This is a genomic window from Pseudomonas wayambapalatensis (assembly GCF_049942315.1).
In the GTDB taxonomy this organism is placed as follows: domain Bacteria; phylum Pseudomonadota; class Gammaproteobacteria; order Pseudomonadales; family Pseudomonadaceae; genus Aquipseudomonas; species Aquipseudomonas wayambapalatensis.
This window is the reverse complement of sequence record NZ_JBNFMU010000234.1, coordinates 46,239-72,850: the sequence shown is the minus strand read 5'-3', so window position 1 is coordinate 72,850 and position 26,612 is coordinate 46,239. Positions and strand designations below refer to the sequence as shown.

The following is a 26,612-nucleotide window of genomic DNA, read 5'->3' as shown; positions in this document are numbered from 1 at the left end:
CAACAACGCTCACGGAGATAGACGATGAACCTTTCACTGCGCCGACTCGTCCTGGCCACCGGCTGCCTGCTGCTGGCCGGTAACGCCCTGGCCGCCGAACCGAAACGCCCCGAATGCATCGCCCCGGCCTCGCCCGGCGGTGGTTTTGACCTGACCTGCAAACTGGTGCAGAGCGCACTGGTCGAGGAGAAGATCCTCAGCAAACCCATGCGCGTCACCTACATGCCAGGCGGTGTCGGCGCGGTGGCCTACAACGCCGTGGTAGCCCAGCGTCCGGCCGATGGCGGCACGCTGGTGGCCTGGTCCAGCGGCTCGCTGCTGAACCTGGCCCAGGGCAAGTTCGGCCGCTTCGACGAGAACGCGGTGAAATGGCTGGCCGCCGTCGGCACCAGCTATGGCGCCATCGCAGTGAAAAGCGACTCGCCCTACAAGACCCTCGATGACCTGGTTGCCGCACTGAAGAAAGACCCGAGCAAGGTGGTGATCGGTTCCGGCGGCACCGTCGGTAGCCAGGACTGGATGCAGACCGCGCTGATCGCCAAGGCTGCCGGCATCAACCCGCGCGACCTGCGCTACGTGGCCCTGGAAGGCGGCGGCGAAATCGCCACCGCGCTGCTCGGCGGCCATATCCAGGTGGGTTCGACCGACATTTCCGACTCCATGCCACACATCCAGAGCGGCAGCATGCGCATCCTCGCGGTGTTCTCGGAAAATCGCCTGGACGAGCCTGAAATGAAGAACATCCCGACCGCCAAGGAGCAGGGCTACGACATCGTCTGGCCGGTGGTGCGCGGCTTCTACCTCGGCCCGAAGGTGAGCGACGAAGAGTACGCCTGGTGGAAAGCGTCGTTCGACAAGCTGCTGGCCTCGGAAGACTTCGCCAAGCTGCGTGACCAGCGCGAGCTGTTCCCGTTCGCCATGACCGGTGAAGAGCTCGATGGCTATGTGAAGAAGCAGGTCGCCGACTACAAGACCCTGGCCAAGGAATTCGGCCTGATCCAGTAATCTCGGCCCTTGTGGGAGCGGGCTTGCCCGCCCCCACGAAGGAAGCATGAAAGCCGCTTCTATCGAGGATTCCTTCATGATCCTGCAACGCATCTTCGCCCTGGTGCTGCTGGCGGTCTGCGCCGCCCTGGCCGTCATGGCCTGGCCGTACCAGGCGGCGTTTTCCTATGAGCCGGTGGGCCCCCGTGCCTACCCGCTGCTGATGCTCGGCCTGATGAGCCTGGGCCTCTTGTATCTGGCGATTCGTCCGACGCCCATCGTGCACAAGGACGACGAAGTCCCCCTGGACCGCGAGACCCTCACCAAGATCGCCGCCTGCGTCGGCCTGCTGATCGTCTTCGCCGCCACCTTCGAGCCGCTGGGCTTCATCCTCAGCGCCGTCCTCGCCGGCCTGCCCATGGCCCGCCTGTATGGCGGCCGCTGGCTGCACAGCGCGATCGTGGTGGTGGGCATGAGCATCTTCCTCTACTGGCTGTTCGACCGGGTGATGGATGTCCCCCTGCCCCTCGGCCTGCTCGACGTACTGGAGAACTGACACATGGATACCTTGAGCTACCTCGGCCAGGGCTTCGGCGTCGCCCTGAGCCCCTACAACCTGGTCACCGCCCTGAGCGGCACCCTGATCGGCACCGTGGTCGGCCTGTTGCCAGGTCTGGGCCCGATCAACGGCGTGGCGCTGCTGATCCCCATCGCCTTCGCCCTCGGTCTGCCGCCGGAGTCGGCGCTGATCCTGCTGGCCGCGGTGTATCTGGGCTGCGAATATGGCGGCCGGATCAGTTCGATCCTGCTGAACATCCCGGGCGAAGCCTCGACCGTGATGACCACCCTCGATGGCTACCCCATGGCCCGCCAGGGCCTGGCCGGTGTCGCCCTGTCGCTGTCGGCCTGGAGCTCGTTCATCGGCGCACTCATCGCCACCTGCGGCATGGTGCTGTTCGCGCCGCTGCTGGCGAAATGGGCGATCGCCTTCGGACCGGCGGAATACTTCGTGTTGATGGTGTTCGCCATCGTCGCCCTCGGCGGCATGGCCGGCGACAAGCCACTGAAGACCTTCATCGCCGCGCTGATCGGCCTGTTCCTGTCGGCCGTGGGCATCGACGCCAACAGCGGCGTGTACCGCTTCACCGGTGACAGCGTTCACCTGGCCGACGGTATCCAGTTCGTGGTGCTGGTACTGGGCCTGTTCTCCATCAGCGAGATTCTCCTGCTGCTGGAGAAGACCCACCATGGCCACCAGGCGGTCAAGGCCACCGGGCGCATGCTGTTCAACCTCAAGGAAGCCGCCTCGGTCTTCGTCGTCAACATTCGCTGCGGCCTGCTCGGCTTCTTCATGGGCGTGCTGCCCGGTGCCGGTGCCACCCTGGCCAGCGCCGTGGCGTACATGACCGAGAAGCGTATCGCCGGTGCCAGCGGCAAGTTCGGCAAGGGCGACGCCCGTGGCCTCGCCGCCCCGGAAACCGCCATCGGTGCATCCTGCTGCGGCGCCCTGGTGCCGATGCTGACCCTGGGCGTACCAGGTTCGGGCACCACCGCCGTGATGATCGGTGCACTGACCCTGTACAACATCACCCCCGGCCCACTGCTGTTCGAACAGCAGCCTGACATCGTGTGGGGCCTGATCGCCTCGCTGTTCATCGCCAACATCATGCTGGTGATCCTGAACATCCCGATGATCCGCATCTTCACCCGCATCCTTGCCGTACCGAACTGGGCGCTGGTGCCGGTGATCGCGATCATCACCGCGATCGGCGTCTACGCCGTGCACGCCACCACCTTCGACCTGTTCCTGATGGTCGGCATCGGCATCATGGGCTATATCCTGCGCAAGCTGGACTTCCCGCTGTCGCCGATCCTGCTGGGCTTCATCCTCGGCGGGCTGATGGAGCAGAACCTGCGCCGCGCGCTGTCGATCTCCAACGGCGAGCTGGGCATCCTCTGGTCGAGCCCGATCAGCATGAGCGTATGGGCACTGGTGTTCTGCATGCTGGCCCTCCCGTTACTGCGCATCTGGCGCCGCCGCAGCCTGCAGCGCCGGGCCATGGCCGATGCCTGATCGGTCGTTGCCGCTGTTCTGGGCTACCGGGCTGGTCGGACTTGCTGGCGGTTTCATCGCCAGCAAGGTCGGCTGGCCTTTGCCGTGGATGGTCGGCTCGCTGCTGGCGATCATCGCGGTGCGCTGCCTCACCCCCTGGCAACTGTCGGAAATCCCCAACGGCCGCAAATGCGGGCAGTGGGTGATCGGTATCGGTATCGGCCTGCACTTCACCCCGGAAGTGATCGAACAGGTTGCCAGCCATTTCGGCTTGATCTTCTTCGGTGCGCTGCTGACCACGGTCTCCAGCGGCGTCGGCGTGTGGCTGCTACGCCGGTCCGGTGAGGACCGTGCCACGGCATTCTTTGCCAGTATGCCCGGCGGCTCGGGCGAGATGGTCAACCTGGGCGCGCGCAATGGTGCGGTGCTCAGCCAAGTGGCGGCGGCGCAGAGCCTGCGCGTACTGGCGGTGGTGCTGTGCGTACCGGCGCTGTTCAAGCTGCTGCTGGGCGATGGCGTGGCGCTGAACCATGCCGGCAGCGTCAGTTGGGGTTGGCTGGCGCTGATCGCGCCGCTGAGCATTGGCGTGGCGCTGCTCTGGCAGCGCCTGCGCCAGCCCAATCCCTGGTTGTTCGGGCCACTGCTGGTGGCTGCCAGCATCAGCCTGGCCAACAACCTGCAGATCGGCCTGCCCAACGGCGCCAGCCAGATCGGCCAGTGGTTGATCGGCAGCGGCCTGGCCTGCCACTTCAACCGCGCGTTCTTCCGCCGTGCGCCGGCCTTCCTGGGGCGCACCCTGGTGGCGACGGCCCTGTGCATGCTGATTGCAGGCGGCGCGGCCTGGGGGCTGAGCCTGTTCAGCCACCTGGACCTGCGTTCGCTGACATTGGGGATGATGCCGGGCGGGATCGCCGAGATGAGCCTGACGGCGGAGACCCTGCAACTGTCGGTGCCGCTGGTGACGGCGCTGCAGGTGATGCGCTTGCTGTTCGTGCTGTTCCTGGCAGAACCGATGTTCAGGTATTGGATACGCCAGGACGATTGACCGGTCGACCTCTTCGCGGGCAAGTCGGAGCGCCGAACCGCCGCCCCCACTGGCTGAGAGCGGGCTTGCCCGCGAAGAGGCCAACCCGACCGCAAGCCCTTACAAAGGCGGCACCGCCCAATTGATGGGCTCCAATCCGCGCTGCTGCAGGAAGCTGTTGGTCCGGCTGAAATGCCCGCAGCCCAAAAACCCGCGATACGCCGACAAAGGCGACGGATGCACCGACTTGAGCACCAGATGCTTGGTCCCGTCGATCAGCTTCTGCTTGCTCTGCGCATGCGATCCCCACAGCAGGAACACCACGTTCTCGCACTGCTCGCTGACCAGCTGGATGATGCGGTCGGTGAAGAACTCCCAGCCCTTCTTGGCATGCGACGCGGCATTGGCGCGCTCGACGGTCATGGTGGTATTGAGCAGCAACACCCCCTGCTCGGCCCAGCTCTGCAGGTAGCCATGATTGGGGATCGGCAGGTTCAGGTCGCGCTGCAGCTCCTTGTAGATGTTCACCAGCGAAGGCGGCGTCGGCACCCCCGGCTGCACCGAGAAGCACAGGCCATGGGCCTGGCCCGGGCCGTGGTAAGGGTCCTGGCCGAGGATCACCACCTTCACCTTGTCCAGCGGCGTGGTGTTGAGGGCATTGAAGATCAGCGGCCCAGGTGGATAGATCTCCTTGCCGGCGGCATGCTCCTGGCGCAGGAACTCGCGCAGCTGGTGCATGTAGGGCTGGTCGAACTCGGCGCGCAGCGCGGCCTTCCAGCTGGGTTCGAGCTTGATGCGATCGTCGTCGGTCATGGAGCAATCCTGAATCAGAGTGGGCGCGACACTAGGAAAGCCGCCCCCGCTTGTCAATCGCTCCGACCGGTGACAGGCACGATCGGTCAGGCAAGCCATACTTGTGCGACGACTTGCGCGAGGTTGTCCATGTCCATTCATTGCGAGGTACTCACCGGCGCCGATGGCGCCCGTATCGGCATCGCCACCCTGGATGCCGCCAAGACCCTGAACGCCCTGACCCTGCCGATGATCGAGATGCTCGATTCGCACCTGCGCGAATGGGCGCGCGATCCGGGCGTCGTCTGCGTGCTGCTGCGCGGCAACGGCGAAAAGGCCTTCTGCGCAGGCGGCGATGTGCGCGCGCTGGTGCAGGCCTGTCGCGAGCATCCCGGCAGCGTGCCACCGCTGGCAGCAACCTTCTTCGCCGCCGAATATCGCCTCGACTATCTGCTGCACACCTACCCCAAGCCGCTATTGTGCTGGGGCCACGGTCATGTGCTGGGCGGCGGCATGGGCCTGCTGCAGGGCGCCAATGTGCGTATCGTCACCCCCAGCAGCCGGCTGGCGATGCCGGAAGTGAGCATTGGCCTGTATCCAGATGTCGGTGCCAGTTGGTTCCTCAGCCGCCTGCCGGGCAAGCTTGGGCTGTTCCTGGGGCTGACCGGCGCGCCGATCAATGCCCGTGACGCCCTTGATCTGGGGCTGGCCGACCGTTTCCTCGGCGAGCAGCAGCAGGCTTCGCTGATTAAAGAACTGCTGCAACTGAACTGGCAGGAACAGACCGCCTTGCAACTGAACAGCCTGCTCAAGGCCGAGCAGCATCGCGCCTGGGCCGAGCTTCCCGAAGCGCAGTGGCTGCCTCGCCGCGCCGTGATCGACGCATTGCTCGATGTCGCTGACCCGGTAGCCGCCTGGCGGGCCGTGTGCGGCTTGAGACACCACACCGATCCACTGCTGGCCAAGGCGGGCGAGCGCTTGCATGAAGGCTGCCCGCTTACCGGTCATCTGGTCTGGGAACAGCTTCAGCGCGCCCGTCACCTGTCGCTGGCCCAGGTGTTCCAGATGGAATACGCCATGAGCCTGAACTGCTGTCGGCATCCGGAATTCAGCGAAGGGGTGCGCGCTCGCTTGCTCGACAAAGACAACCAACCGCACTGGCACTGGCCGGATATCGGCAAGGTGCCAGCAGCGGTGGTCGAAGCGCACTTCGTCAAAGTCTGGGAGGGGCGACACCCGCTGGCGGATCTGGGCTGACCCTATCGCTGCCAGTTGCGATCCCCACGCCCCCGATCGCGTTGCCCATTGGAATGCCAGCGATCATCCCGCCCGCCGCCACGGTAGTCCTGGCGATCGCGGTCACGCCCGTAGTCGTAGCGCTGGCGGTTGCCGTAGTCATGACGCGGATTGCCATGCCACTGGTTCACCACCGGTGGCGTGTAGGGCCGGTAGTAAGGTGCCGGCGCCGGACGGTAGTAACGCGGTGCCGTCTGGTAGTAATACCGAGGCTGCGGCGCGACGTAGTAACGGTCCTGACGGTAGTAGTAACCCGGGTAGGCGTAGCGGTCAGCGGTGTAGTACTCGCTGCGGTAATAGCCCCCGCCCCCGTAGTAAGGGGCACAGGCACTGGTCATCAGGCCAAGCAGAACGACCAACAGGATTCGAGGGTACATGGCGGCCTCCTGGACCGCTGGATTGCCCGGCACAGCGGCGCTGGCGGACGTCGATCGCAACACGTTGATCGACACTGAGTAAGACAGTGCGCCCAAGGTCCGGTGCCATTTGCGCAACAAATTGAAACAGACAGAACGATCCGGAAATACAAATAGACAGAGGCGCGACAAAAGCCTCCAACGGATATACTGCGCGCCTCGGAGCAGACATACCGCGAATACCCGGAAGCCACCATGAACGACAGCCAGCGCTGCCCCGCCTGCGGCGCCGCCAACCAGTGCGCCCTGGCCGACCCGCGCAGTGCCACCCAGGCCTGCTGGTGTTTCAGCGTCAGCATCGATGCCGCTGTGCTGGAAGCGCTTCCCGACGAACTGCGCAACAAGGCCTGCCTGTGCCCTCGCTGCGCAGCAGTCGACGAACAGCTCAAGGCAGCCGACCAGCGGCAGCCTCTTTAAGATTGCTACGATGCGCCTCGATCGATTTCTCGCCAACTTCCCCCAGTACAACCGCCAGCAGGTGCGCTTGCTGCTGGTGCAGCGCCGTGTGCGGGTCGACGCAGAGCCGGTGATAGATCCGCGACACGAGGTGCGTGAATTCAGCCGGGTCGAGGTCGATGAGCAGTTGTTGCAGGCCGGGCGCCCGGCACGCTACCTGATGTTGTACAAGCCCGCGGGGTGCGTCAGCGCCACCCGCGACCCGCAGCACCCCACCGTACTCGACCTGCTGCCGGCCGACCTGCGTGACGACCTGCACATCGCCGGGCGCCTGGACTACAACACCACCGGGCTGATGATCCTGACCAATGACGGCCAATGGTCACGCCGCCTGACCCAACCGCGCACCAAGCAGGCGAAGGTCTATCAGGTCGAGACCGAGGACGAAATCGGCGCGCACTACATCGAAAAGTTCCGCGAAGGCTTCTACTTCGCCTTCGAAGACCTCACCACCCTGCCCGCCCAACTCGACATTCTTGGCCCGCGCAGCGCGCGACTGGCGATCGTCGAAGGGCGCTATCACCAGGTCAAGCGCATGTTCGGCCACTTCGACAACAAGGTGATCGGCCTGCACCGCGAAAGCATGGGGCCCATCAGCCTGGACCCGGCCCTGACGCCAGGCGCGTTCAGGGCCCTGACCGCCGAGGAAATCGCGGCGGTCTGACGGTCGACCTCAGGCGCTCTTCTTCACCCTGAACCAGGCCGCATACAGCGCCGGCAGGAACAGCAGCGTCAAGGCCGTCGCCACGATCAAGCCCCCCATGATCGCCACTGCCATCGGCCCGTAGAACACGCTGCGCGACAGTGGAATCATCGCCAGCACCGCGGCCAATGCCGTCAGCACGATGGGCCGGAAGCGCCGCACCGTAGCCTCGATGATCGCCTGCCAGCGGTCCAGCCCAGCGGCGATGTCCTGCTCGATCTGGTCCACCAGGATCACCGAGTTACGCATGATCATCCCTGCCAGCGCGATGGTGCCGAGCATCGCCACGAAGCCGAACGGCTGGCGGAACACCAGCAGGAACAAGGTCACACCAATCAGCCCCAACGGTGCGGTGAGGAACACCATCACCGTGCGCGAGAAACTGCGCAGCTGGATCATCAGCAGGCTCAGCACCACCACGATGAACAACGGCATGCCGGCGTTCACCGAGCGCTGGCCGCGCTGGGCATCCTCCACCGTGCCGCCGACCTCAAGCAGGTAACCGTCGGGCAATTGCTCGCGCACCTGCTGCAGGGTCGGCAGGATCTGCCTGACCAGGCTGTCCGGCTGTTCCTTGTCGTAGATGTCGGCACGCACGGTCACCGTCGGCAGGCGATTGCGGTGCCAGATGACACCCTCCTCGAAGCCGTACTCCAGCGTCGCCACCTGTGACAACGCCACGCTCTGGCCGTTGTCGGTCGGCAGCGCCAGACTGCCCAGGCCCCCCATGTCGCTGCGCTCCTCGCGAGTGCCGCGCAAGAGAATTTCGATCAGTTCGTTGTCCTCGCGGTACTGGCTGACCGTGGTGCCCGTCAACGAGCTTTGCAGGAAGCTCGACAGCTGCGCGGTACTCACGCCGAGCGCGCGGGCGCGGTCCTGGTCGATTGCCAGGAACACCGCCTTGCTCGGTTCCTCCCAGTCCAGGTGCACGTTGACCACGTGCGGGTTCTCGCGCACCTTGACCGCCACCTCTCGGGCCAGGGCGCGCACTTTCTCGATGTGTTCGCCGGTGACCCGGAACTGCACCGGGTAACCCACGGGCGGGCCGTTCTCAAGGCGCGTGACCCGCGAGCGCAATTGCGGGAATTCCTGGTCAAGGGTGGTAATGGCCCAGCTGCGCAGGGCTTCGCGGTCCTTGAGCGACTTGGCCAGCACCACGAACTGGGCGAAGCTCACTGCCGGCAGTTGCTGGTCCAGTGGCAGGTAATAACGCGGTGAACCGGTGCCGACGTAGGCCACGTAGTTCTCGATACCATCCTGCTGCTTGAGCAGCGCCTCCAGGCGCTTGACCTGCTCGGCGGTGTTGGCCAGCGAAGCACCTTCGGCCAGCTTCAGGTCGATCATCAGCTCAGGCCGCGCCGATGCTGGGAAGAACTGCTGGGGCACGAAGCGGAACAGCACGATGCTGCCGACGAAGGCGGCAATGGTCAGCACGATCACCGTCTTGCGACGACGCACGCACCACTCCACCACCTTGCGCACACGTTGGTAGAACGGCGTGGCATAAGGGTCGGGCGTATGCTCGCCATTGCCGTGACGCGCCGCATGGCGCTTGGCCAGGTCCGGCAGCAGGCGGTCGCCCAGATAGGGGACGAACAGTACCGCCGCGACCCACGAGGTCAGCAACGCGATGGTCACCACCTGGAAGATCGAACGGGTGTATTCGCCGGTGCTCGACGCGGCCGTGGCGATCGGCAGAAAGCCTGCGGCGGTGATCAGCGTTCCGGTCAGCATCGGGAAGGCGGTACTCGACCAGGCATAGCTTGCCGCCTTGAGCCGGTCGTAGCCCTGCTCCATCTTGATCGCCATCATCTCCACGGCAATGATCGCATCGTCCACCAGCAGCCCCAGGGCCAGTACCAGCGCCCCCAGCGAAATCTTGTGCAAGCCGATGCCGAAGTAGTGCATGGCAGCGAAGGTCATGGCCAGCACCAGCGGGATCGCCAGGGCCACCACCAGCCCCGTGCGCACCCCCAGCGAGAAGAAGCTCACCAGCAACACGATGACCAGTGCCTCGACCAGCACCTGGATGAACTCGCCGACCCCGGCCTTGACCGCTGCCGGCTGGTCGGACACCTTGCGCAGCTCCATGCCCGCCGGCAGGTCGTGCGCGAGCCGGGCGAACTCGGCTTCAAGCGCTTTGCCCAGTACCAGGATGTCACCGCCGTCCTTCATCGACACAGCAAGGCCGATGGCATCCTCGCCCATGAAGCGCATGCGCGGCGCAGGTGGGTCGTTGAAGCCGCGATGGACCTCGGCAACATCGCCGATGCGGAAGGTACGATCGCCCACGCGGATAGGGAACTGGCGAATCTGCTCGACGCTGTCGAAGCGCCCGCTGACCCGCAGTTGCAGGCGCTCGCTGGGCGTTTCGAAGAAGCCTGCGGTGCTCACCGCATTCTGCTCGCGCAACGCCTGCTGCACCGCGGCCAGCGGCACCCCCAGGGTCGCCAGCTTGGTGTTGGACAGCTCGATCCAGATCTTCTCGTCCTGCAAGCCGATCAGCTCGACCTTGCCCACATCCTTGACCCGCTGCAGCTGGATCTGGATGCGGTCGGCATAATCCTTGAGCACTGCATAGTCGAAGCCTGCCCCGCTCAGGGCGTAGATATTGCCGAACGTGGTGCCGAACTCATCGTTGAAGAACGGCCCCTGCACCTCAGGCGGCAAGGTGTGACGAATATCCGCGACCTTCTTGCGGATCTGGTACCACAGCTCGGGAATTTCGTCCGAATGCATCGAGTCGCGAGCCATGAACGTGACCTGGGACTCCCCCGGACGGGAGAACGAGACGATCTTGTCGTACTCGCCGGTCTCCATCAGCTTCTTTTCGATGCGCTCGGTGACCTGTCGCGACACCTCTTCAGCGGTGGCACCAGGCCACAACGTACGCACGACCATGGCCTTGAAGGTAAAGGGTGGATCTTCACTCTGTCCCAGCTTGGTGTAGGACATAGCGCCAATGGCCGCCAACAGGATCATCAGGAACAGTACGATCTGGCGATTGCGCAGCGCCCAGGCGGAAAGGTTGAACCCCATCGGGACTTACTCCTTGCTCGCCAGGTTCACCACACGGTTGCTGCGATCGACCGGCCGTACCTCCTGGCCTTCGCGCAGCACGTGGCCACCTGCGGCGACCACCCAATCGTTGACGCCCAGCCCTTCGAGCACCGGCACGCTGTCGGCACCGTAGGGGCCGAGACGAACAGGCGCACGCTCCAGCCGATTGTCCTTGCCCACTCGCCAGACATAGGCCTGGCCCTGCTCGGCAGTCACCGCCGACAGCGGCACCGACAGCGGCGAGCGTTCGGCATGGGCGATGTACACCCTAGCGCTCTGACCCAGCTCTGCCGGGGCTTGCGTCGATGTGAAGGCAATTCGCGCAGCGAAGGTGCGCGAGCGTGGATCGGCGGCCGGCGACAGCTCGCGGATACGCCCCTCGAAGCGCTGCTCGGGGTGCGACCAGAGTTCGACAGTTACCGCCTGCCCCACCGTGAAGCGGGCAAACTGTTGCTCGGGTAGGCCGATGGCCACCTCACGTTCGCCATCGGCTGCCAGGGTGAATACTGTCTGCCCAGCCGCAACCACCTGGCCCACTTCGACCTGGCGCTTGGCGATCACACCGTTCTGCGGCGCCCGCAGCACAGCGTATTCCGCCTGGTTGCCGGCCACGTCGAATTGCGCCTTGGCCTGCTTGAGGCGGGCAAGACCCGCACGGTAGAGGTTCTCGGCATTGTCGAACTGGGAATGGCTGACCATCTGGCGGTCAAGCAGCTTCTGGTAACGGTCGCGTTCGGCACGCACCAGCGACAGGTTCGCCTCGGCGGCGGCCATCTGCGCGCGGTTGGCCTCCAACTGCAGGCGCACGTCCTGCGGATCGAGCTCGGCCAGTGGCTGGTCGGCCTTGACCCGCTGCCCTTCCTCGACCAGGCGCTTGCTGACCTTGCCGCCGATACGAAACGCCAGCTCCGGCTCGAACCTGGCGCGTACTTCGCCCGGATAGCTGTTGGCCGAAGCGCCGGTGGGCTGGGGCTGGATCACCAGTGCCGGACGCGGGGCCGCAGGTGCCGCGGCCTCCTGGCCACAGGCAGTGAGCAGCAAGACGCAGGCAAGGGGCAGGACGAGGGGCGAGGCACGACGCAACATGATGAATAACCTTTCGCAGAGGACGCATCGAATAATTATACTGGCGGGTATATTAAGTCAGGGAACCGACGCCGGGAAGCGGGTGCCAGACAGAAAAATGTATTTATCCCGCGACGTGCGTAGCAGCCGCGAGCCGCGCGACTCGGTAATATGAGCGCTTCATCAGACAGACACGGACTCCAATGCCCATCGACGCACCCACAGGCCCTGGCCGGCCCAAGGATCTCGCCAAGCGCGAGGCCATCCTCGAAGCCGCCAAGTCGCTGTTCCTCAGCCTTGGCTACGCCAACACCAGCATGGATGCGGTCGCTGCGGCGGCAGGTGTTTCAAAACTCACGGTCTACAGCCACTTCAACGACAAGCAGACCCTGTTCGGCTCGGCGGTCATGGCCACCTGCCAGACGCAACTGCCCGACCTGATCTTCGAGCTGCCCGAGGGCGTGCCGATCGAAGACGTGCTGCTCAAAATTGCCCGGGGCTTCCAGGCGCTGATCAGCAGCGACGAGTCGGTCAAGCTGACGCGCCTGATCATGGCTTTGGGGAGCCAGGACCCGGGGCTTGGGCAGTTCTTCTACGAGGTGGGGCCCAAGCGGGTGCTGGCCGAAATGGAGGCGCTGCTGCGCTGCGTCGATGCACGCGGGTTGCTGCGGATGGAGAATCCGTTGCGCGCGGCCGAGCATTTCTTCTGCCTGATCAAGGGCGCCGCCGATTACCGGCTGTTGCTCGGTTGCGCACCGCCGCTGGCCGGAGAGGAAGCCGAGCAGCATGTGCGCGAGGTGGTCGGGGTGTTCATGCGGGCGTATAGCAGCCACCTGTAGGAGCGGGCTTGCCCGCGAAAAGTACACCGCGATGCATGGCACCGGCTTTGCCGGTGTTCGCGGCGATTCGGCGCCCGCTTACCCTAAGCCTTCAACGCCTTCTTCGGGTAGATATCGTAGCGACTGGACTTGCCCTCCAGGCTATGGCTCGGCTTTGGCCCGTCGATGATCGGTGCCTTGCGTGGGCGCTTGACCACGACCCGGTGGCTGGCCAGCGCCAGCGCGGCCTCCAGCAATGCCGGAGCATCCAGATCGTCGCCCACCAGCGGGCGGAACACGCGCATTTCCTTCTTCACCAGTGCGCTCTTGTCACGGTGCGGGAACATCGGGTCGAGGTAGATCACCTGCGGCGCCTCGCCCTGCCAATCGCGCATGCGTTCGATGGCATTGCCCGTCAGCAAGCGCATGCGCTCGACGATCGGCGCCACTTCAGCATCCAGGCGCCCACGCGCCAGGCCATCCTCGAGCAACGCAGCAATCAGCGGCTGGCGTTCGATCAGGGTCATCTGGCAGCCCAGGCTCGCCAGCACGAAAGCATCCTTGCCCAACCCCGCGGTGGCATCCAGCACCTGAGGCCGAACGCCTTGGGCGATACCGACCGCCTTTGCGATCATCTGCCCATTGCCGCCGCCGAACAGGCGTCGATGCGCCGCCTGCCCTTCGACGAAATCCACCCGCACCGGACCGGGGGCCTGCGGCCCCAATTGCTGGATCTGCAGACCATCAGCGCCGATCTGCACGGCGAACTGCGCCGAGTCATCCTCCTGCGGCAGGCCCAGACGCTGCGCCCAATCCTGCGCCTGCGCCTGGAACGGCGCCGACAGCGCCTCGACCCTGATACCTGTGCCCTGCTCTTGCTCTGCCATCCGATCCCGCACTCGAAAAAATTAATGAAACCCCGGCCACGGCCGATAAAAGCTCTATCCGCTATTCTGCCAGAGCACAACGCGCGCGACTGCCATGTCAGATACTCTTCCCATCGGTTTGACCTACCTGTCGCCAGTCGGCAACTACGGTCGCCAGAATACCCAGGCACTGGGCGGCGTCAGCCACCTGTGGCAGGACTTCTTCGCCCGCGCGATGGCCGAGCAGTCCGCAGAAGAGCAGGACAGCTTCAGCCAGGCCTTGACCCGCCAGTACGACAAGGACAGCGGCGAGCCACTGGGCGGCGCCAAGGCGCTGGCATTGATCGAGATTCAGCGCGCGCTGCCGGTTCAGGATACCGAGGTGCGTCCGCCCGAGCCGCTGTTCCTGCCCAAGGCAGAACTGGAAGCCAACCTGCTGGAGCCGGCGCCCGAACCCTTCAGCGCCAGCGAACTGATCGAGCAGCAGCGCCAGCTCGACCTCAATGGCAGCTGGCTGCGCCCGCTGGTGATGAACCAGGGCCATCCCTCGCCCGAGCCGGGCCCGGCGCCTTCGCCGCGTCCGCTGCACCTGCCGATCGCCGAACTGGAGAAGTACCTGCTCGAACCGGCTCCGGAACCCTTCGACGACGCGACCCTCGCCAAACAGCAAAACGACCTGGAATTCGATACCCACTGGGCCCGCCCTGTGGTGCTGAACAACGTGCGCGTACACGCCTGAGTCAGCGGCAGACCTGCCAAAGCCCCGCGTCCAGATGAAAGTGATTCGCGTGGGCAGCGTTGTAGTCAGGCCCCAGCACCGTACTGAAGCTCTCGCAGGCCGCATCGCGCACTTCGCGCAGGAATTGCGCCTTCGCTCCCCCCGCCTGCCAGTCTCGCGCCAGTACGATGCGCTGGCCATCCTTCAAGCGAAAGCCACTGATGTCCAGGGCATTGGCCGTGGCGTGCTGGCTGAGCCGCCCCTGCTCGCGATGATAGATATTGCGACAGGCAAAGCTGCCCAGGTGATCCACCTGTGCCACCGACTGGCCGAACACACGCTGCGCCGCAGGCTGCAAGCCGTGGGTCTCGAACAGCGCATAGGCCACCGCCAGCGGACAACTGGCGAGAAAGCTGCTGCTCAGGCGCGCCTCGCCACCTTCGATACGCCACACATTGCGTAACGGGCAACGCGCCGTTTCCGGGCTGTCGGCCTGCGCTCGATAACGCAGCGCAGACGTTTGCAGCGCCTGTCGACACAAAGCCGGGTCGTCACGCAGACGTGACAGCTTGTAGGCCGTCAGCAGGTTCGGCGGCTGACGCACATCGAGCGCCGCCCAGGGATTCCACGCTGCCGGTGGACGCCAGCCCAGATACCAGGCAAGCGCACCTGCGGCCATCAGCCCGCCCAGCACCATCGCCAGCAAGCGCATGGCCGGTCAGCGTCGGAACAGGTCGTTGAGCTGGGCGAACGGCATCGCCTGTTCGCCATAGCTGAAGGTGCCCTGATACCGAATCTCCAGCGCCGCACGCTGGAACGCGCCCAGTGCCGCACGCGCCAGCGACGAGCCGACGCTGATCCGGCGCACCCCCAGGTCCTGCAACTGATTCACGCACAGCGGCACACCCGCCATGCCCAGCAGCACATTGACCGGTTTGGGCGCCACCGCCTGCACCACTGCACGAATCTCGTCGACACTGCGCAGGCCTGGGGCGTAGAGCACATCGGCGCCCGCCTCGGCGAACGCCTGCAGGCGGTTGATGGTGTCATCCAGGTCCAGGCGCCCGTGCAGGAGGTTTTCCGCACGGGCGCACAGGGTGAAAGGAAATGGCAGGCTGCGGGCCGCCTGAACTGCGGCGCGGACACGCTCGACGGCCAGGCCAAGATCGTGGATGGGGGCGTCGCTGCGACCGGTGGCGTCCTCGATCGAGCCGCCCACCAACCCAGCCTCGGCCGCGCGCAGGATGGTCTGCGCGCAGTCTTCGGGCAGGTCGCCGAAACCGTTCTCCAAGTCTGCGGCCACCGGCAGGGGTGTGGCATCGACGATGGCCTGGGCATTGGCCAGTGTTTCGTCGAGGCTCAGTGCACCCTCGGCATCAGGCCGGCCCAGACTGAAGGCCAATCCTGCGCTGGTAGTGGCCAGAGCTTCGAAGCCCAGCGCCGCCAGCAGCTTGGCGGACCCGGCATCCCACGGGTTGGGAATGACGAAGGCGCCATCACGCTCGTGCAACTTCTTGAAGGCTTCGGCTCGCAGGGTTTGCACATCCATGATCAGGTCTCCGGCAGGGTCTGGGGATCAGAGTAGTCCCAGCTGTTCGACCTCAGGTGCGCGCGGCAATTCCGGCAAAGCCGCCAGGCCCGGCAACCGCACCATGAGGCGTTGGTGAAAATGCTGGGCCAGCGCAGCAGCCAGGCGGTTGTCGGAGGTATGCAGGAAAATGTACGGGCAACGCCCCTCTTCGATCCAGCCAGCGATCTTGTCCACCCAGGGTGTGAGAAAACTTTCGTTGGCGGCCAACTCCGGATGACCGATGAAGCGCACCTGCGGGTGCTGGCTGAAGGCGGCCGGACGCGGTGGCACCTTGGGCTTCTTGGCCTGCGCGTGCAGCACCGCTGGGTCGCGCGACGTGCAACTGAACAGCGCCCGCGGATCCAGGCAGATTCGCTCCACACCGCGCTCATGCAACAGCCGGTTGAGCAGACGCTCCTCATCGCCACGGGCGAAGAAGGCATCGTTGCGCACCTCGACGGCCACCGGCACACCGATCTCGTCGAGGAAGTGGCTCAGTTCCGCCAATCGCGCCGGGCCGAACAGCGCCGGTAGCTGCAGCCAGTAGGGAGATACTCGCTCGCCCAGCGGCGCCAGCAGGCGGGTGAAGTCCAGCGCGGATTCGAGCTGATCACGCAGGTCGCCAGCATGGCTGACGTCACCGGGAAACTTCGCAGTGAAGCGAAACTGCCGGGGCATGACCTGGGCCCAGCGCTCCACCGTGGCAGGCGCAGGACGGGCGTAGAAGGTGGTGTTGCCCTCGACCGCATTGAACACCTGGCTGTACAGGCCAAGGTACTCAGCAGGGCGAGCGTCGGCGGGATAGAGGTAGTCGCGCCAGGCGTTCTCGCTCCAGGACGGACAACCGAGGTGATAAGGCAGAGGCGATGGATTCATCCATCAAATGTACAGGTCCAACCCCAGCACTTCCATCTCCCAGTCGGTGAAACCCGCGGTGCTGAGGTAACTGGCCAACGCGGTGGCGGTGCGTCTGTCGCGGGCGCGGGGGAACACCATGTCCTGCTGGCGCGCTGGCAGGCCAGCGCTGCGGCGGTTGGCGCGGGCGATCTGCTCGGCTTCGTGGTCTTCGACGTCCTCGATGACCTGCGCATCGTCGATGCTCTCGTCGCGCACCGATGCTTTGCGCGGTGCGCGCTTGACCGGGTAGGACTGTGAGGAGAAACCGTCGATGCGCATGATGGGTGCACTCGGGAGCAATGATGGCAATCTAGCAGCATCAGGCGTCCATCACCAATGCGCGTGTGATAACTGGACCACAGATCGCGCAAAAGGTTTTATCTCGAACGGCAATAGCCGACGAACTGCACTCAGCGCGCCTTGGGCGTGGCGACATTATCGCGCAGATAGACCGGTTGCGCCTGTTCGGCGACGACCGCCTCGCCCCGCGCCCAGGCATGGCCGGCCAGGCTGAGGATATCCAGGGCATGCGGCAGGGCCTGGGCATCGCAGCGCTCGACCTGAACGCCCAGACGCTCGCCATAGCCCCAGCCGGTGCCCGCACCGAACCACTGGCCACCCTCGGGCAGTACGACCCGCTCAGGGGCGATCACCCGCTCCTGGTCGAGCAGGCGCATTTCGCCATCGTGCGCCTGGTAGCAGCCCCAGTACACTTCATCCATGCGTGCATCGATGGCCGCGGCCACCTGCTGCACACCATGCTGGCGCAGCGCCCCCTGGGCCAGGGCGGCGAGGTTCGACACCGGCAGCACCGGCCGTTCGAGGGCGAATGCCAGCCCCTGCACCACACCGATGGCGATGCGCACACCGGTGAAGGCCCCAGGCCCACGGCCAAAGGCGATGGCATCCACTGCGCTCAGGGCGACACCGGAGTCGGCGAGCAACTGCTTGATCATCGGCAGCAGCTTCTGCGCGTGCTGGCGCGGGATCACCTCGTAATGGCTGGTCACCTTGCCGTCATGCAGCAGGGCGACGGAACAGGCTTCGGTGGCGGTATCCAGGGCCAGCAGGGTGGTCATCGAACGTGTATCCAGGCGAAAGGGAAAAGAGCGGCAGTATAAACGACAACGGCCCGCAAGCGGGCCGTTGTAAAACGCAGAGGGCGATCAGCTCAGGGCTGCCAGCACCTTGGCGGTGATCGACTCGACCGAGCCGACGCCTTCGATGTGGGCGTACTTGGGCTTGCCGGCGTTGGCGGCCGACAGCTTCTGGTAGAAGTCCACCAGCGGCTTGGTCTGGCTGTGGTAGACCGACAGGCGGTGACGCACGGTTTCTTCCTTGTCGTCGTCGCGCTGGATCAGGTCTTCGCCGGTGACATCGTCCTTGCCTGCCACTTTCGGCGGGTTGTACTGGATGTGGTAGGTGCGGCCCGAGGCCAGGTGCACGCGGCGACCGGCCATGCGACCGACGATCTCTTCGTCGTCCACGGCGATTTCGACCACGGCATCAATGTCGACACCGGCAGCGACCATGGCTTCGGCCTGCGGGATGGTGCGTGGGAAACCGTCGAACAGGCAGCCCTTGGCGCAGTCTGGCTGAGCGATGCGCTCCTTCACCAGGCTGATGATCAGATCGTCGGAAACCAGCTGGCCGGCGTCCATGACTTTCTTCAGTTCCAGCCCCAGCGGGGTGCCGGCCTTGACAGCGGCACGCAGCATGTCGCCGGTGGAGATCTGTGGAATACCGAACTTCTCGGTGATGAACTTTGCCTGAGTACCTTTACCGGCCCCGGGAGCTCCCAGCAGAATTACGCGCATCTTGTGCTCCTCATATTTTTTTATTGCAAATCAATGGATTCGGCGTTCAGGGCCAAGTCCGGAAAATCGGATCAGACCGGAAAATCGGTCAAAAGGCTGCTCAAGATACACAGCGCCCGGCAGCCAGACAAGCGTTCCAAAATTGCACGAACGCCCATCTGGCGCCCTTCTGCCGAGCAGGTTGCACCCATCGCAACCTACCCCGATGCATCCCCCGGCTGCACCACCGTACAACCCGGTGCGGCGCTGCCCGACGGCCTCAGCCGGTGTTGCGCAAACCGGCGGCAATACCGGCCACGGTCACCAGCAGGGCCTGCTCCAGCGGGCTGTCCAGAGCGGCTTCGCGCACCCGCGAACGCGCCAGCAGTTCCGCCTGCAGGCGGTGCAGCGGGTCCAGATAGGTGTTGCGCAGGCTGATGAATTCCAGGGTCTCCGGGCTGTGCGCCAGTAGCACCGGCTGGCCGGTCAGGCCCAACACCACCTGGCACGACTGCGACAATAGGTCGCGCAGATGTGCCCCCAAAGGCAGCAGCGCCGGTTGCACTAGACGTTCGTCGTAGGCCTTGGCAATTTCCGCATCGGCCTTGGCCAGCACCATCTCCAGCATATCGATGCGAGTGCGGAAGAACGGCCATTGCTCACGCATCTGCCCCAGCAGCTCACCCTGGCCACGCGCCAGGGCATTGCCCAGCGCGGTTTCCCATCCCAGCCAGGCAGGGAGCATCAGACGCGTCTGGGTCCAGCCGAAGATCCACGGGATGGCCCGCAGGCTTTCGATGCCGCCCGCCCGGCGCTTGGCTGGCCGACTGCCCAACGGCAGGCGCCCAAGTTCCTGCTCCGGGGTGGACTGACGGAAGTACTCGACGAAATCAGGGTTCTCGCGAACCACCGCGCGATAAGCCTTCACCCCATCGGCGGCGAGCTGGTCCATCAGTTCGCGCCAGGCAGGCTCGGGCGGTGGCGGCGGCAGCAAGGTCGCCTCGAGCACCGCCGCCAGATAGAGATTGAGGTTCTGTTCGGCGATCCCCGGCAGGCCGAACTTGAAGCGGATCATCTCGCCCTGTTCGGTCGTGCGGAAACGCCCCGCCACCGACCCTGGCGGCTGGGAAAGGATCGCCGCATGGGCCGGGCCACCGCCACGGCCGACGGTGCCACCGCGGCCGTGGAACAGCAGCAGCTCGACCTGGTGTTCACGGCAGATGCGTACCAGGTTTTCCTGCGCCCGGTACTGCGCCCAGGCTGCCGCCGTGGTACCGGCATCCTTGGCCGAGTCCGAGTAACCGATCATCACTTCCTGCGGCCCGTGCAGCCCGGCGCGATAGCCGGGCAAACCGAGCAGGCGCGCCATCACCGGGCCCGCGTTGTCCAGGTCAGCAAGGGTCTCGAACAGCGGCACCACGCGCATCGGCCGAGTCAGCCCGGCCTCCTTGAGCAGCAATTGCACCGCCAGCACATCGGAGGCGGCGCCCGCCATGGAGATGACATAGGAGCCCAGAGAAGCCGCGGGCGCCGCCGCGATCTCGCGACAGGTGGCGAGCACCTCGGCGGTCTCGGCCTGGGGCTGGAAGTGGGCGGGCAGCAGCGGCCGACGGTTTTTCAGCTCGGCCTGGAGGAAGGCGATACGTTGTTCTTCATCCCACTCGGCATAACGCCCGAGCCCCAGGTACTCGGTGATCTCCGACAGCGCGTCGCGGTGCCGGGCCGCATCCTGACGCACGTCCAGGCGCACCAGGAACAGGCCGAAGGTCACCGCCCGGCGCAGGCAATCGAGCAACGGACCATCGGCGATCACCCCCATGCCACAGGCATGCAGGGACTGATAACACAGCTGCAAGGGCTCGATCAGTTGGCGATTGTCGACAAGCACTTCGGCACTTGCAGGCTGCGGGCCGGCCAATGCGGCATGGGCCCAGGCCCGGGTGGCACGCAGACGATCACGCAGTTGCTTGAGGAAGGCGCGGTAGGGCTCGGCGCTGTCACCTACCTTGGCGCGCAGGGCGTCGCTGGCCTGTTGCATGGACAGTTCGGCGGCGAGGTAGTCGATATCGCGCAGGAACAGGTCGGCCGCCATCCAGCGTGCCAACAACAGCACCTCGCGGGTGACCGAGGCGGTGACGTTGGGGTTGCCATCGCGGTCGCCGCCCATCCAAGAGGCGAAACGCACTGGCGCCGCCTCCAGCGGCAGGTGCAGGCCCGTGGCCTCGAACAACGCCTTGTCGACCTTGCGCAAGTGGCTGGGAATCGCCTGCCACAGCGAATGCTCGATCACCGCAAAGCCCCATTTGGCCTCATCGACCGGCGTTGGACGGGTGCGGCGAATCTCCTCGGTGTGCCAGGCTTCGGCGATCAAACGACGCAGGCGTTCGCGCACCTGCTGGCGTTCAGCCGGCGTGAGGTCGCGATGGTCCTGGGCGGCAAGCTGCGCGGCGATGGCGTCGTACTTCTGGATCAGCGTACGCCGCGCCACCTCGGTGGGGTGGGCGGTGAGTACCAGCTGGATGTCCAGCTTGGCCAGTTGCCGGGCCAAGGCATCGTCGGCGTGCCCGGCCTGCTTGAGCCGCGCCAGCAACTCGGGCAATGCGCGGTCCTCGAATGGTGCCGGCTGGTCGGCGCCACGGCGATGGATCAACTGGTACTGCTCGGCAATGTTGGCCAGGTTGAGGAACTGGTTGAAGGCTCGGGCGACCGGCAACAGGTCATCGTCTGCAAGATCGCCAAGCGTGGAGCTCAACTGCTCGGCCGCGCCACGGCGATCGGCCTTCGCGCTGTGACGAATATCCTCGATCTTCTGCAGGAATGCCTCGCCATGCTGCTGGCGGATGGTCTCGCCCAGCAGTTCACCCAACAGATGGACATCCTCACGCAAGCGCACATCGATATCGGTCATTGGCTCTCCTTATCGCGCGGTCCACCCGCGCTGCCGCCCAGGTCATTGCTCCAAGAGTGCCCACAGGCGCCCCCGCAAGGCAAGCCAGGATCGGCCAATGCAACTAAAGTGAAGAGACGGCCCTCACAGCTCATGTCACGGTTCTACAGAGGTCATCATGAAAATCCGCGAGCTCGCACAACACTGGGAACAGAACGCCGCCGGCACCCTCAGCCCCACCGGGCACCACCTGCACCTTGACCTGGAATCCGAGGCGCGCCTGGCCGCGTTGGTCGAGATGTACCCCAAGCGCACCACCGAAGAACTGCTCGGCGAGCTGGTCGCCGCCGCGCTCGAAGAACTCGAAGCCAGTTTCCCCTACGTGAAGGGCCAGCAGGTGATCGCCACCGATGAAGAAGGTGATCCGCTGTATGAAGATATCGGCCCCACGCCACGCTTCCTAAGCCTGTCGCGGCGGCATCTGCACGACCTCAGCCAGCCACTCCCCAAGCGCGACGCCTGAGCCGGAAGGCCCACGAATACTGCCCCGCGCGGCAATAGTTCCGTAGGAAAAGCACTGACCGACCAGTCAGAAATAATTACGAAGCCTACGCAACTTTTTCTGAACTATTCTGAAAACGCTCAAGTCGGAGCCAATAGCCATCACGCAAAAACCCTGCACGCATGGTGTTTGGCCTTGGACTCGAGCACATGTGTATGTCAGGGAGCGATGGACTGCTACGGACATCGTTATCAGGAGTGATCCAATGGAGTTGACCACCATGAAGACCCGCACCGAAAAATTCCCGTCCAACTCTCTGCGCGGGCTCAAGCTGGCCGCGCTGGCGCTTGGCAGCAGCCTGGTACTGGCTGGCTGTGCTGGCAACCCGCCGACCGAGCAGTACGCGGTGACCCAGTCTGCCGTGAACTCTGCCGTCAGCGCAGGCGGCACCGAGTTTGCCGCCGTGGAGATGAAAGCGGCGCAAGACAAGTTCAAGCAGGCGGAAATCGCCATGCATGACAAGAAGTACGACGAAGCCAAGCGACTGGCCGAACAGGCCGAATGGGACGCCCGCGTCGCCGAGCGCAAGGCACAGGCAGCCAAGGCCCAGAAAGCCGTGCAGGATGCCCGCCAAGGCGTTCAGGACGTACGTGAGGAAGGCCTGCGCAGCGCCCAGTGAGGCCTGCCCGGTATTCCCCTGCCTTCGTTATCGATCAAAGGATGAACACTATGCGCAATTACGTAATGATCCCTGCCCTGTTGGCCCTGAGCGTCGGTCTGGCTGCGTGCTCGCACGACCCGAACGCCAACCTCGAATCGGCCCGCACCAACTTCTCGGCGCTGCAGAGCGATCCGCAGTCGAGCAAGCTGGCAGCCCTCGAGACCAAGGACGCCCAGGACTGGCTGAACAAGGCCGACAAGGCCTACATGGATCGCGAAGATGAGAAGAAGGTCGATCAACTGGCCTACCTGACCAACCAGCGTGTCGAAGTCGCCAAGCAGACCATCGCCCTGCGCACCGCAGAAGCCGATATCAAAAACGCTGCGGCGCAACGCGCCCAGGCCAAGCTGGAGGCCCGCGACGCGCAGATCAAGAAACTGCAGGACAGCCTCAACGCCAAGCAGACCGACCGCGGTACGCTGGTGACCTTCGGCGATGTGCTGTTCGACTTCAACAAGGCCGACCTCAAGAGCAGCGCCCTGCCGAACATCACCACCCTGGCCAACTTCCTTCAGGAAAACCCTGAGCGCAAGGTGATTGTCGAGGGCTACACCGACAGCGTCGGTTCGGCGAACTACAACCAAGGCCTGTCGGAGCGTCGCGCCGAAAGCGTACGCCGTGCGCTGGTGCGTGCCGGCATCGACCCATCCCGCGTAGTCGCCCAGGGTTATGGCAAGGAGTATCCGGTCGCGGACAACTCCAGCGCCTCGGGCCGTGCGCAGAACCGTCGTGTGGAGGTGACCATCTCCAACGATAACCAACCGGTCCAGCCACGTGCTGCGATTCGCTGATACGCGCTGTGAGCGATATGAAAAACCCGCCTTGATGGCGGGTTTTTCATGTGCGCAAGATCAGATTCACTGTACCTGCTGCGGCGTGTCCTGGCCCATGCAGCGGATCGCCCGCTTGCGGTTGTCGACCAGCACGCCCGTCAGGCCTTTCTGCTGAGTGTCGAACAACACCAGCACACCCTCGACGCACTGCGCCACCTGCGGCGATGGATCGAGGGAAACCCGGTAGTCCTCACCCGGAATCGTCTTGAGCATGGTGTAGTCCTGCAGCAGCAGGGCATCCTCGGGCTTGGCGAAATGCAGGTAGCCGTAGTACCACAAGGCACCCACCGTCACGATGATGCTGCCGACACCGGTCAGGATCAGCGGGATGGCGTTGCGTTCTTCACTCATTGCGCATTCTTCTCGTCAGGGTAGTTCGGGACCTCCGCCAATCGGCGCAGGCCGTTGAAGTGGCTGGGGTCGTCGAGGAAGCGCAGCATCACCTGACGCCAGGTCGGGTCGGCGAAGGTCTGCACATGGTCGCCACGGGTCAACTGCAACACGCGCGGCGGCGGGGCATGCTGGTACAGGCGGATACCGTTGGCCATGGGCACCAGGTTGTCATCGATGCTGTGGAAGAACAGCTTGGGCGGGCTGTCCAGGCGTTCGATGGAGTGGATCGCGCTGTCAGCGTCGGGCACCAGCCACGACAGCGGCACCTGAAGCGGCCAGGTCATCCACGACGTACTCAGGGCGAAGCGCCCGACGTCGCGGTAACTCGCCGGCACCCCATCGAAGACCAGCGCACTGAAACGCTGGCGCTGCTCGGGATGGCCGGCCAGGTAATGGATGGCCATCGCACCGCCCAGGCTCTGGCCCAGCAGCACCAGCGGCTTGCCCTGCACTTCGGGCGCCTTGCCCAACCAGCCCAGCGCAGCATCGATATCCTGGTACACCGCCGGCAGCGTCGGCGTGCCCTGGGACAAACCATAGCCACGATAGTCGATCATCAGCACCTGATAACCCTGCTCGGGCAGCCAGTAACTGCCGCCCAGGTGCCAGGCCAGGTTGCCACCATTACCGTGCAGATGCAGCACCGTGCCCTTGACCTCGACGCCCGCCTTGGCCGGCAGCCACCAACCATGCAGGCGGGTGCCATCCTCGGTGGTCAGCGTGACATCGCGGTACTGCAGGTGCGCTCGCTCGGGGGTGAACGGCTGGCCCGGCTCTGGATAGAACAGCAGGCTGCTGCAACCGGCCAGGCAAGACAACCCGAGCCCGAGCAACAGGGTGCGGCAGCGCTCAGAGAATGTTCGCGTAGTCGGCTTCAATGCGATCCAGGCTCAGGTGATTGAGGAAGTTGGAGAAACACATCCAGGCCGACAGCGCGTTGAGGTCACGGAACTGTTCGGGCAAGTACTTCGGCGGCGCCACCAGGCCCTCCTCGACCAGTTGGCGCAAGGTGCGCATGTCTTCCAGCGTGGTCTTGCCGCAGAACAGCAGCGGAATCTGCTCCAGCTTGCCTTTCCTCACGGCCAACTGAATGTAGTTGTAAACCATGATGAAACCCTTGAGGTAGGACAAGTCCTTGGTGAACGGCAGACCATTGGGCACCGAGCCGCGGAATACTCGGCTGGCATTGCCATAGCTTTCGGCCATTTCGAAACCCTGGCCCCGGAAGAACTCGTATACCTGCAGGAAGTCCGCGCCCTGCTCCACCATGTGAATGGCGCGGGTGCGGTTGGTCAGCTTGCGCAAGCGGCTGGGATAGGAGGCGAAGGCGATCACCTCCATGAGGATGGCCAGGCCCTCCTGGGTCACGGTCGACGAGGGCGGGCCCTTGGCCAGGAAGGTGCAGATCGGCTGGTTGAGGCCATTGAGCGTGGTGCCCACATGCACCAGCCCTTCGTGAACCTCCAGCGCGCGGACGTCGCGGCTGTTGAACATGGCGTCGGCACGCACCTTGATGTAGTCGGCACCGGCCGCCGCATCGGCGACGATGCCATCGGACTCGAACACGCGGATGGTTTCTTCCGCCTCGCCGAAGACCTTGTTCAGGCGGCGCTGGAGGATCTCCACCGCTTCCTTGGCAGTAAGGTTTTTCGGCTCGTCCTTCAGGTCGCCACGCCCATCGATATTGTTCAGGTAGTCCGAGAGCATCAGCCCCAGGTCGGCCAGGGTCGGGTCACCGGCGTGGAAGGCGTCGGAGGCGGCGCCATACAGCTCCTGGGAGATCAGCCCGAAATCCTCGGTGCCGCGCGCCTCGAGCATGCGCACCACCATGCGGTACTCGCGGCACATGCGCTTCATGATCTGCCCGACCGGGTTGAACTGGCCGAGCTGGCGGATGATGTCGCGCTCGATGGCCTGGAACTCGGCCTTCACCGCGCTGGAGTCGAACGACAGAGGGCGGCTGTGGTAGTACGCATGGTCTACCGCTGGCGGCTCCTTGCCCTTGGCCTTGAGAAAACCCTGGCGAATGCCGTCGTCCCATTTCACCGCGTCCAGCACCCGGATCGGGGTCTGGGCCGCGACGATACGGTCGGACAATGTGCGGATGGTTTGCTGGTATTCGTCCAACGGAGACTCCTTGCAAGGGCCTATTCGCGAGCAAGCCCGCTCCTACAGGTACGCGGTATCCGCTATTTGCCGGCCCGCTGGAACCGCGCCACCTCGACGAACAGGTCGGAGTTGGCGGGGTCGTCCAGATAGGCCAGCACCCGCTCGGCGGGGCTGTCGATCAGTACGCCCGGGCCATTGTCTTCGGGCACCTCGGTACTGCGACCGCTCAATTCCTTGTTGTCCACGGCCTGCTGGACTTGCTCGACATCGAGGTTGTAGAGCACCAACTGCTTGCCATCGACGACTTCGAAACCGCCAATCAGGAACTTGCCGCCCAGGCGCTTGGGCACGCCTGCCGACAGGTACCAGCGATTGCCATGGCGCGAAACGCTGAAGGTGTAATCCTCGGGCGCCTTGCCCTGGGCGCGGGCCACGGCCTTGTAGGTGTTGCCGCCGACGCGGCTGATGGTCAGCTTCAGTGGCTGGCCCCAGGCGTCCTTGCTGCTCCATTGGCCCAGCAAGGCCTTGGGGGCTGGTTCGTTACTGGCCAGCGGTTCGTCGAAGGTCACCAGACACCCGCCCAGCAGCAGGAACGACAAGGTCAACAACAGCACACGCCAGGCTTTCATCAGGTTCTCCTTGAAAAGGTCGGC

The 26,612-nt window shown here is 64.7% G+C and carries 28 protein-coding genes; 12 read left to right on the top strand and 16 right to left on the bottom strand.

What is annotated here, in order from left to right; genetic code table 11:
* Positions 1-24: 24 nt before the first annotated feature.
* The 4 genes from ACPZMI_RS24005 to ACPZMI_RS23990 all read left to right on the top strand — a co-directional run bounded on the left by ACPZMI_RS24005 (position 25) and on the right by ACPZMI_RS23990 (position 4,082).
* Entirely contained in the window at positions 25-1,005 is a 981-nt protein-coding gene (locus tag ACPZMI_RS24005; RefSeq protein WP_125930594.1) for a Bug family tripartite tricarboxylate transporter substrate binding protein, read from the top strand.
* A gap of 76 nt (positions 1,006-1,081) precedes the next feature.
* A complete protein-coding gene (locus ACPZMI_RS24000) occupies positions 1,082-1,540 on the top strand; it encodes a tripartite tricarboxylate transporter TctB family protein (protein WP_186710661.1) in 459 nt (152 codons plus the stop codon).
* A 3-nt stretch (positions 1,541-1,543) separates the two neighbouring features.
* Entirely contained in the window at positions 1,544-3,058 is a 1,515-nt protein-coding gene (locus ACPZMI_RS23995; protein WP_288374462.1) for a tripartite tricarboxylate transporter permease, read from the top strand.
* Positions 3,051-4,082 carry an AbrB family transcriptional regulator gene (locus ACPZMI_RS23990; RefSeq protein ID WP_186668617.1) on the top strand — a complete coding sequence of 344 codons (1,032 nt, stop codon included), beginning with the start codon at positions 3,051-3,053 and terminating at the stop codon, positions 4,080-4,082. The genes ACPZMI_RS23995 and ACPZMI_RS23990 overlap by 8 nt, the downstream gene beginning before the upstream one ends.
* A 99-nt stretch (positions 4,083-4,181) precedes the next feature.
* Here ACPZMI_RS23990 and ung read toward each other — a convergent pair whose 3' ends face one another.
* A complete protein-coding gene (gene ung / locus ACPZMI_RS23985; protein WP_186668619.1) occupies positions 4,182-4,874 on the bottom strand; it encodes a uracil-DNA glycosylase in 693 nt (230 codons plus the stop codon).
* Between the two features lie 129 nt (positions 4,875-5,003).
* On the opposite strand from ung, the gene ACPZMI_RS23980 reads away from it, so the two are divergent.
* Positions 5,004-6,110 (top strand): enoyl-CoA hydratase/isomerase family protein, encoded by a 1,107-nt coding sequence (locus tag ACPZMI_RS23980; protein ID WP_186720689.1) that lies wholly within the window; start codon positions 5,004-5,006, stop codon positions 6,108-6,110.
* A gap of 2 nt (positions 6,111-6,112) precedes the next feature.
* Here ACPZMI_RS23980 and ACPZMI_RS23975 read toward each other — a convergent pair whose 3' ends face one another.
* On the bottom strand, positions 6,113-6,526 hold the full coding sequence (locus ACPZMI_RS23975) for a hypothetical protein (protein ID WP_186720688.1): 414 nt from the start codon (positions 6,524-6,526) through the stop codon (positions 6,113-6,115).
* 234 nt (positions 6,527-6,760) lie between these two features.
* Here ACPZMI_RS23975 and ACPZMI_RS23970 point away from each other — a divergent pair, with 234 nt between their 5' ends.
* Together ACPZMI_RS23970 and ACPZMI_RS23965 are read left to right on the top strand one after the other, a co-directional pair.
* The gene (locus tag ACPZMI_RS23970) at positions 6,761-6,982 is read left to right on the top strand and encodes a cysteine-rich CWC family protein (RefSeq protein ID WP_065863133.1); all 222 of its coding nucleotides are present in this window, start codon (positions 6,761-6,763) and stop codon (positions 6,980-6,982) included.
* 10 nt (positions 6,983-6,992) lie between these two features.
* Complete coding sequence (locus ACPZMI_RS23965) at positions 6,993-7,685, top strand: pseudouridine synthase (protein WP_426353203.1); 693 nt, start codon at positions 6,993-6,995, stop codon at positions 7,683-7,685.
* A 9-nt stretch (positions 7,686-7,694) separates the two neighbouring features.
* Here the strand turns inward: ACPZMI_RS23965 and ACPZMI_RS23960 are convergent, their stop codons facing one another.
* Together ACPZMI_RS23960 and ACPZMI_RS23955 are read right to left on the bottom strand one after the other, a co-directional pair.
* Complete coding sequence (locus ACPZMI_RS23960) at positions 7,695-10,763, bottom strand: efflux RND transporter permease subunit (RefSeq protein WP_411383913.1); 3,069 nt, start codon at positions 10,761-10,763, stop codon at positions 7,695-7,697.
* 6 nt (positions 10,764-10,769) lie between these two features.
* Positions 10,770-11,870, bottom strand: a complete 1,101-nt coding sequence (locus tag ACPZMI_RS23955) for an efflux RND transporter periplasmic adaptor subunit (RefSeq protein WP_186668630.1) — start codon at positions 11,868-11,870, stop codon at positions 10,770-10,772.
* 182 nt (positions 11,871-12,052) lie between these two features.
* Here ACPZMI_RS23955 and ACPZMI_RS23950 point away from each other — a divergent pair, with 182 nt between their 5' ends.
* Complete coding sequence (locus ACPZMI_RS23950) at positions 12,053-12,688, top strand: TetR/AcrR family transcriptional regulator (protein WP_186668632.1); 636 nt, start codon at positions 12,053-12,055, stop codon at positions 12,686-12,688.
* Positions 12,689-12,771: 83 nt separating this feature from the next.
* Here ACPZMI_RS23950 and ACPZMI_RS23945 read toward each other — a convergent pair whose 3' ends face one another.
* Positions 12,772-13,554: a class I SAM-dependent methyltransferase gene (locus ACPZMI_RS23945; protein WP_186710653.1), complete on the bottom strand. Its 783-nt coding sequence runs from the start codon at positions 13,552-13,554 to the stop codon at positions 12,772-12,774.
* A 94-nt stretch (positions 13,555-13,648) separates the two neighbouring features.
* Between ACPZMI_RS23945 and ACPZMI_RS23940 the strand changes: the two genes are divergently transcribed.
* Positions 13,649-14,272 (top strand): energy transducer TonB, encoded by a 624-nt coding sequence (locus ACPZMI_RS23940; RefSeq protein ID WP_186668636.1) that lies wholly within the window; start codon positions 13,649-13,651, stop codon positions 14,270-14,272.
* Position 14,273: 1 nt separating this feature from the next.
* On the opposite strand, the gene ACPZMI_RS23935 is transcribed toward ACPZMI_RS23940, so the two are convergent.
* The 7 genes from ACPZMI_RS23935 to ppc form a co-directional block, all read right to left on the bottom strand.
* Complete coding sequence (locus tag ACPZMI_RS23935) at positions 14,274-14,963, bottom strand: extensin-like domain-containing protein (RefSeq protein ID WP_426353202.1); 690 nt, start codon at positions 14,961-14,963, stop codon at positions 14,274-14,276.
* Positions 14,964-14,969: 6 nt separating this feature from the next.
* Entirely contained in the window at positions 14,970-15,800 is an 831-nt protein-coding gene (locus ACPZMI_RS23930; RefSeq protein ID WP_426353201.1) for an isocitrate lyase/PEP mutase family protein, read from the bottom strand.
* A gap of 27 nt (positions 15,801-15,827) precedes the next feature.
* Positions 15,828-16,697 carry a DUF72 domain-containing protein gene (locus ACPZMI_RS23925; protein ID WP_186668642.1) on the bottom strand — a complete coding sequence of 290 codons (870 nt, stop codon included), beginning with the start codon at positions 16,695-16,697 and terminating at the stop codon, positions 15,828-15,830.
* Between the two features lie 3 nt (positions 16,698-16,700).
* Positions 16,701-16,997 (bottom strand): hypothetical protein, encoded by a 297-nt coding sequence (locus ACPZMI_RS23920; protein ID WP_186668644.1) that lies wholly within the window; start codon positions 16,995-16,997, stop codon positions 16,701-16,703.
* A gap of 131 nt (positions 16,998-17,128) precedes the next feature.
* Positions 17,129-17,797 (bottom strand): tRNA (adenosine(37)-N6)-threonylcarbamoyltransferase complex dimerization subunit type 1 TsaB, encoded by a 669-nt coding sequence (gene tsaB / locus ACPZMI_RS23915; RefSeq protein ID WP_186710648.1) that lies wholly within the window; start codon positions 17,795-17,797, stop codon positions 17,129-17,131.
* A gap of 87 nt (positions 17,798-17,884) precedes the next feature.
* Positions 17,885-18,535, bottom strand: coding sequence for an adenylate kinase (gene adk, locus ACPZMI_RS23910; protein ID WP_153773975.1), 651 nt, complete (start codon positions 18,533-18,535; stop codon positions 17,885-17,887).
* A 259-nt stretch (positions 18,536-18,794) separates the two neighbouring features.
* Positions 18,795-21,422 (bottom strand): phosphoenolpyruvate carboxylase, encoded by a 2,628-nt coding sequence (gene ppc, locus ACPZMI_RS23905; protein WP_288374447.1) that lies wholly within the window; start codon positions 21,420-21,422, stop codon positions 18,795-18,797.
* Positions 21,423-21,579: 157 nt separating this feature from the next.
* Here ppc and ACPZMI_RS23900 point away from each other — a divergent pair, with 157 nt between their 5' ends.
* The 3 genes from ACPZMI_RS23900 to lptF all read left to right on the top strand — a co-directional run bounded on the left by ACPZMI_RS23900 (position 21,580) and on the right by lptF (position 23,415).
* Positions 21,580-21,924 carry a pilin assembly protein gene (locus ACPZMI_RS23900; RefSeq protein ID WP_125930606.1) on the top strand — a complete coding sequence of 115 codons (345 nt, stop codon included), beginning with the start codon at positions 21,580-21,582 and terminating at the stop codon, positions 21,922-21,924.
* A 244-nt stretch (positions 21,925-22,168) separates the two neighbouring features.
* Positions 22,169-22,582, top strand: coding sequence for a DUF4398 domain-containing protein (locus ACPZMI_RS23895; protein ID WP_054895063.1), 414 nt, complete (start codon positions 22,169-22,171; stop codon positions 22,580-22,582).
* A gap of 50 nt (positions 22,583-22,632) precedes the next feature.
* Positions 22,633-23,415, top strand: coding sequence for a lipotoxin F family OmpA-related lipoprotein LptF (gene lptF, locus ACPZMI_RS23890; protein ID WP_186668660.1), 783 nt, complete (start codon positions 22,633-22,635; stop codon positions 23,413-23,415).
* 66 nt (positions 23,416-23,481) lie between these two features.
* Here the strand turns inward: lptF and ACPZMI_RS23885 are convergent, their stop codons facing one another.
* The 4 genes from ACPZMI_RS23885 to ACPZMI_RS23870 form a co-directional block, all read right to left on the bottom strand.
* A complete protein-coding gene (locus tag ACPZMI_RS23885; RefSeq protein WP_063543336.1) occupies positions 23,482-23,808 on the bottom strand; it encodes a PA3694 family proteiin in 327 nt (108 codons plus the stop codon).
* A complete protein-coding gene (locus tag ACPZMI_RS23880) occupies positions 23,805-24,728 on the bottom strand; it encodes an alpha/beta hydrolase (RefSeq protein WP_186720681.1) in 924 nt (307 codons plus the stop codon). The genes ACPZMI_RS23885 and ACPZMI_RS23880 overlap by 4 nt, the downstream gene beginning before the upstream one ends.
* The gene (locus ACPZMI_RS23875; protein WP_186668664.1) at positions 24,700-25,977 is read right to left on the bottom strand and encodes a flavohemoglobin expression-modulating QEGLA motif protein; all 1,278 of its coding nucleotides are present in this window, start codon (positions 25,975-25,977) and stop codon (positions 24,700-24,702) included. Before ACPZMI_RS23875 ends, ACPZMI_RS23880 begins: the two co-directional genes overlap by 29 nt.
* Positions 25,978-26,039: 62 nt before the next feature.
* Positions 26,040-26,588, bottom strand: coding sequence for a LolA-like protein (locus tag ACPZMI_RS23870; protein ID WP_186668666.1), 549 nt, complete (start codon positions 26,586-26,588; stop codon positions 26,040-26,042).
* Positions 26,589-26,612 lie beyond the last annotated feature (24 nt).

Bases quoted from the DNA above. Each gene is read 5' to 3' on its own strand.
- ACPZMI_RS24005 (WP_125930594.1), top strand. From the start codon at position 25: ATGAACCTTTCACTGCGCCGACTCGTCCTGGCCACCGGCTGCCTGCTG.
- ACPZMI_RS24000 (WP_186710661.1), top strand. From the start codon at position 1,082: ATGATCCTGCAACGCATCTTCGCCCTGGTGCTGCTGGCGGTCTGCGCC.
- ACPZMI_RS23995 (WP_288374462.1), top strand. From the start codon at position 1,544: ATGGATACCTTGAGCTACCTCGGCCAGGGCTTCGGCGTCGCCCTGAGC.
- ACPZMI_RS23990 (WP_186668617.1), top strand. From the start codon at position 3,051: ATGCCTGATCGGTCGTTGCCGCTGTTCTGGGCTACCGGGCTGGTCGGA.
- ung (WP_186668619.1), bottom strand. From the start codon at position 4,874: ATGACCGACGACGATCGCATCAAGCTCGAACCCAGCTGGAAGGCCGCG.
- ACPZMI_RS23980 (WP_186720689.1), top strand. From the start codon at position 5,004: ATGTCCATTCATTGCGAGGTACTCACCGGCGCCGATGGCGCCCGTATC.
- ACPZMI_RS23975 (WP_186720688.1), bottom strand. From the start codon at position 6,526: ATGTACCCTCGAATCCTGTTGGTCGTTCTGCTTGGCCTGATGACCAGT.
- ACPZMI_RS23970 (WP_065863133.1), top strand. From the start codon at position 6,761: ATGAACGACAGCCAGCGCTGCCCCGCCTGCGGCGCCGCCAACCAGTGC.
- ACPZMI_RS23965 (WP_426353203.1), top strand. From the start codon at position 6,993: ATGCGCCTCGATCGATTTCTCGCCAACTTCCCCCAGTACAACCGCCAG.
- ACPZMI_RS23960 (WP_411383913.1), bottom strand. From the start codon at position 10,763: ATGGGGTTCAACCTTTCCGCCTGGGCGCTGCGCAATCGCCAGATCGTA.
- ACPZMI_RS23955 (WP_186668630.1), bottom strand. From the start codon at position 11,870: ATGTTGCGTCGTGCCTCGCCCCTCGTCCTGCCCCTTGCCTGCGTCTTG.
- ACPZMI_RS23950 (WP_186668632.1), top strand. From the start codon at position 12,053: ATGCCCATCGACGCACCCACAGGCCCTGGCCGGCCCAAGGATCTCGCC.
- ACPZMI_RS23945 (WP_186710653.1), bottom strand. From the start codon at position 13,554: ATGGCAGAGCAAGAGCAGGGCACAGGTATCAGGGTCGAGGCGCTGTCG.
- ACPZMI_RS23940 (WP_186668636.1), top strand. From the start codon at position 13,649: ATGTCAGATACTCTTCCCATCGGTTTGACCTACCTGTCGCCAGTCGGC.
- ACPZMI_RS23935 (WP_426353202.1), bottom strand. From the start codon at position 14,963: ATGCGCTTGCTGGCGATGGTGCTGGGCGGGCTGATGGCCGCAGGTGCG.
- ACPZMI_RS23930 (WP_426353201.1), bottom strand. From the start codon at position 15,800: ATGGATGTGCAAACCCTGCGAGCCGAAGCCTTCAAGAAGTTGCACGAG.
- ACPZMI_RS23925 (WP_186668642.1), bottom strand. From the start codon at position 16,697: ATGAATCCATCGCCTCTGCCTTATCACCTCGGTTGTCCGTCCTGGAGC.
- ACPZMI_RS23920 (WP_186668644.1), bottom strand. From the start codon at position 16,997: ATGCGCATCGACGGTTTCTCCTCACAGTCCTACCCGGTCAAGCGCGCA.
- tsaB (WP_186710648.1), bottom strand. From the start codon at position 17,797: ATGACCACCCTGCTGGCCCTGGATACCGCCACCGAAGCCTGTTCCGTC.
- adk (WP_153773975.1), bottom strand. From the start codon at position 18,535: ATGCGCGTAATTCTGCTGGGAGCTCCCGGGGCCGGTAAAGGTACTCAG.
- ppc (WP_288374447.1), bottom strand. From the start codon at position 21,422: ATGACCGATATCGATGTGCGCTTGCGTGAGGATGTCCATCTGTTGGGT.
- ACPZMI_RS23900 (WP_125930606.1), top strand. From the start codon at position 21,580: ATGAAAATCCGCGAGCTCGCACAACACTGGGAACAGAACGCCGCCGGC.
- ACPZMI_RS23895 (WP_054895063.1), top strand. From the start codon at position 22,169: ATGGAGTTGACCACCATGAAGACCCGCACCGAAAAATTCCCGTCCAAC.
- lptF (WP_186668660.1), top strand. From the start codon at position 22,633: ATGCGCAATTACGTAATGATCCCTGCCCTGTTGGCCCTGAGCGTCGGT.
- ACPZMI_RS23885 (WP_063543336.1), bottom strand. From the start codon at position 23,808: ATGAGTGAAGAACGCAACGCCATCCCGCTGATCCTGACCGGTGTCGGC.
- ACPZMI_RS23870 (WP_186668666.1), bottom strand. From the start codon at position 26,588: ATGAAAGCCTGGCGTGTGCTGTTGTTGACCTTGTCGTTCCTGCTGCTG.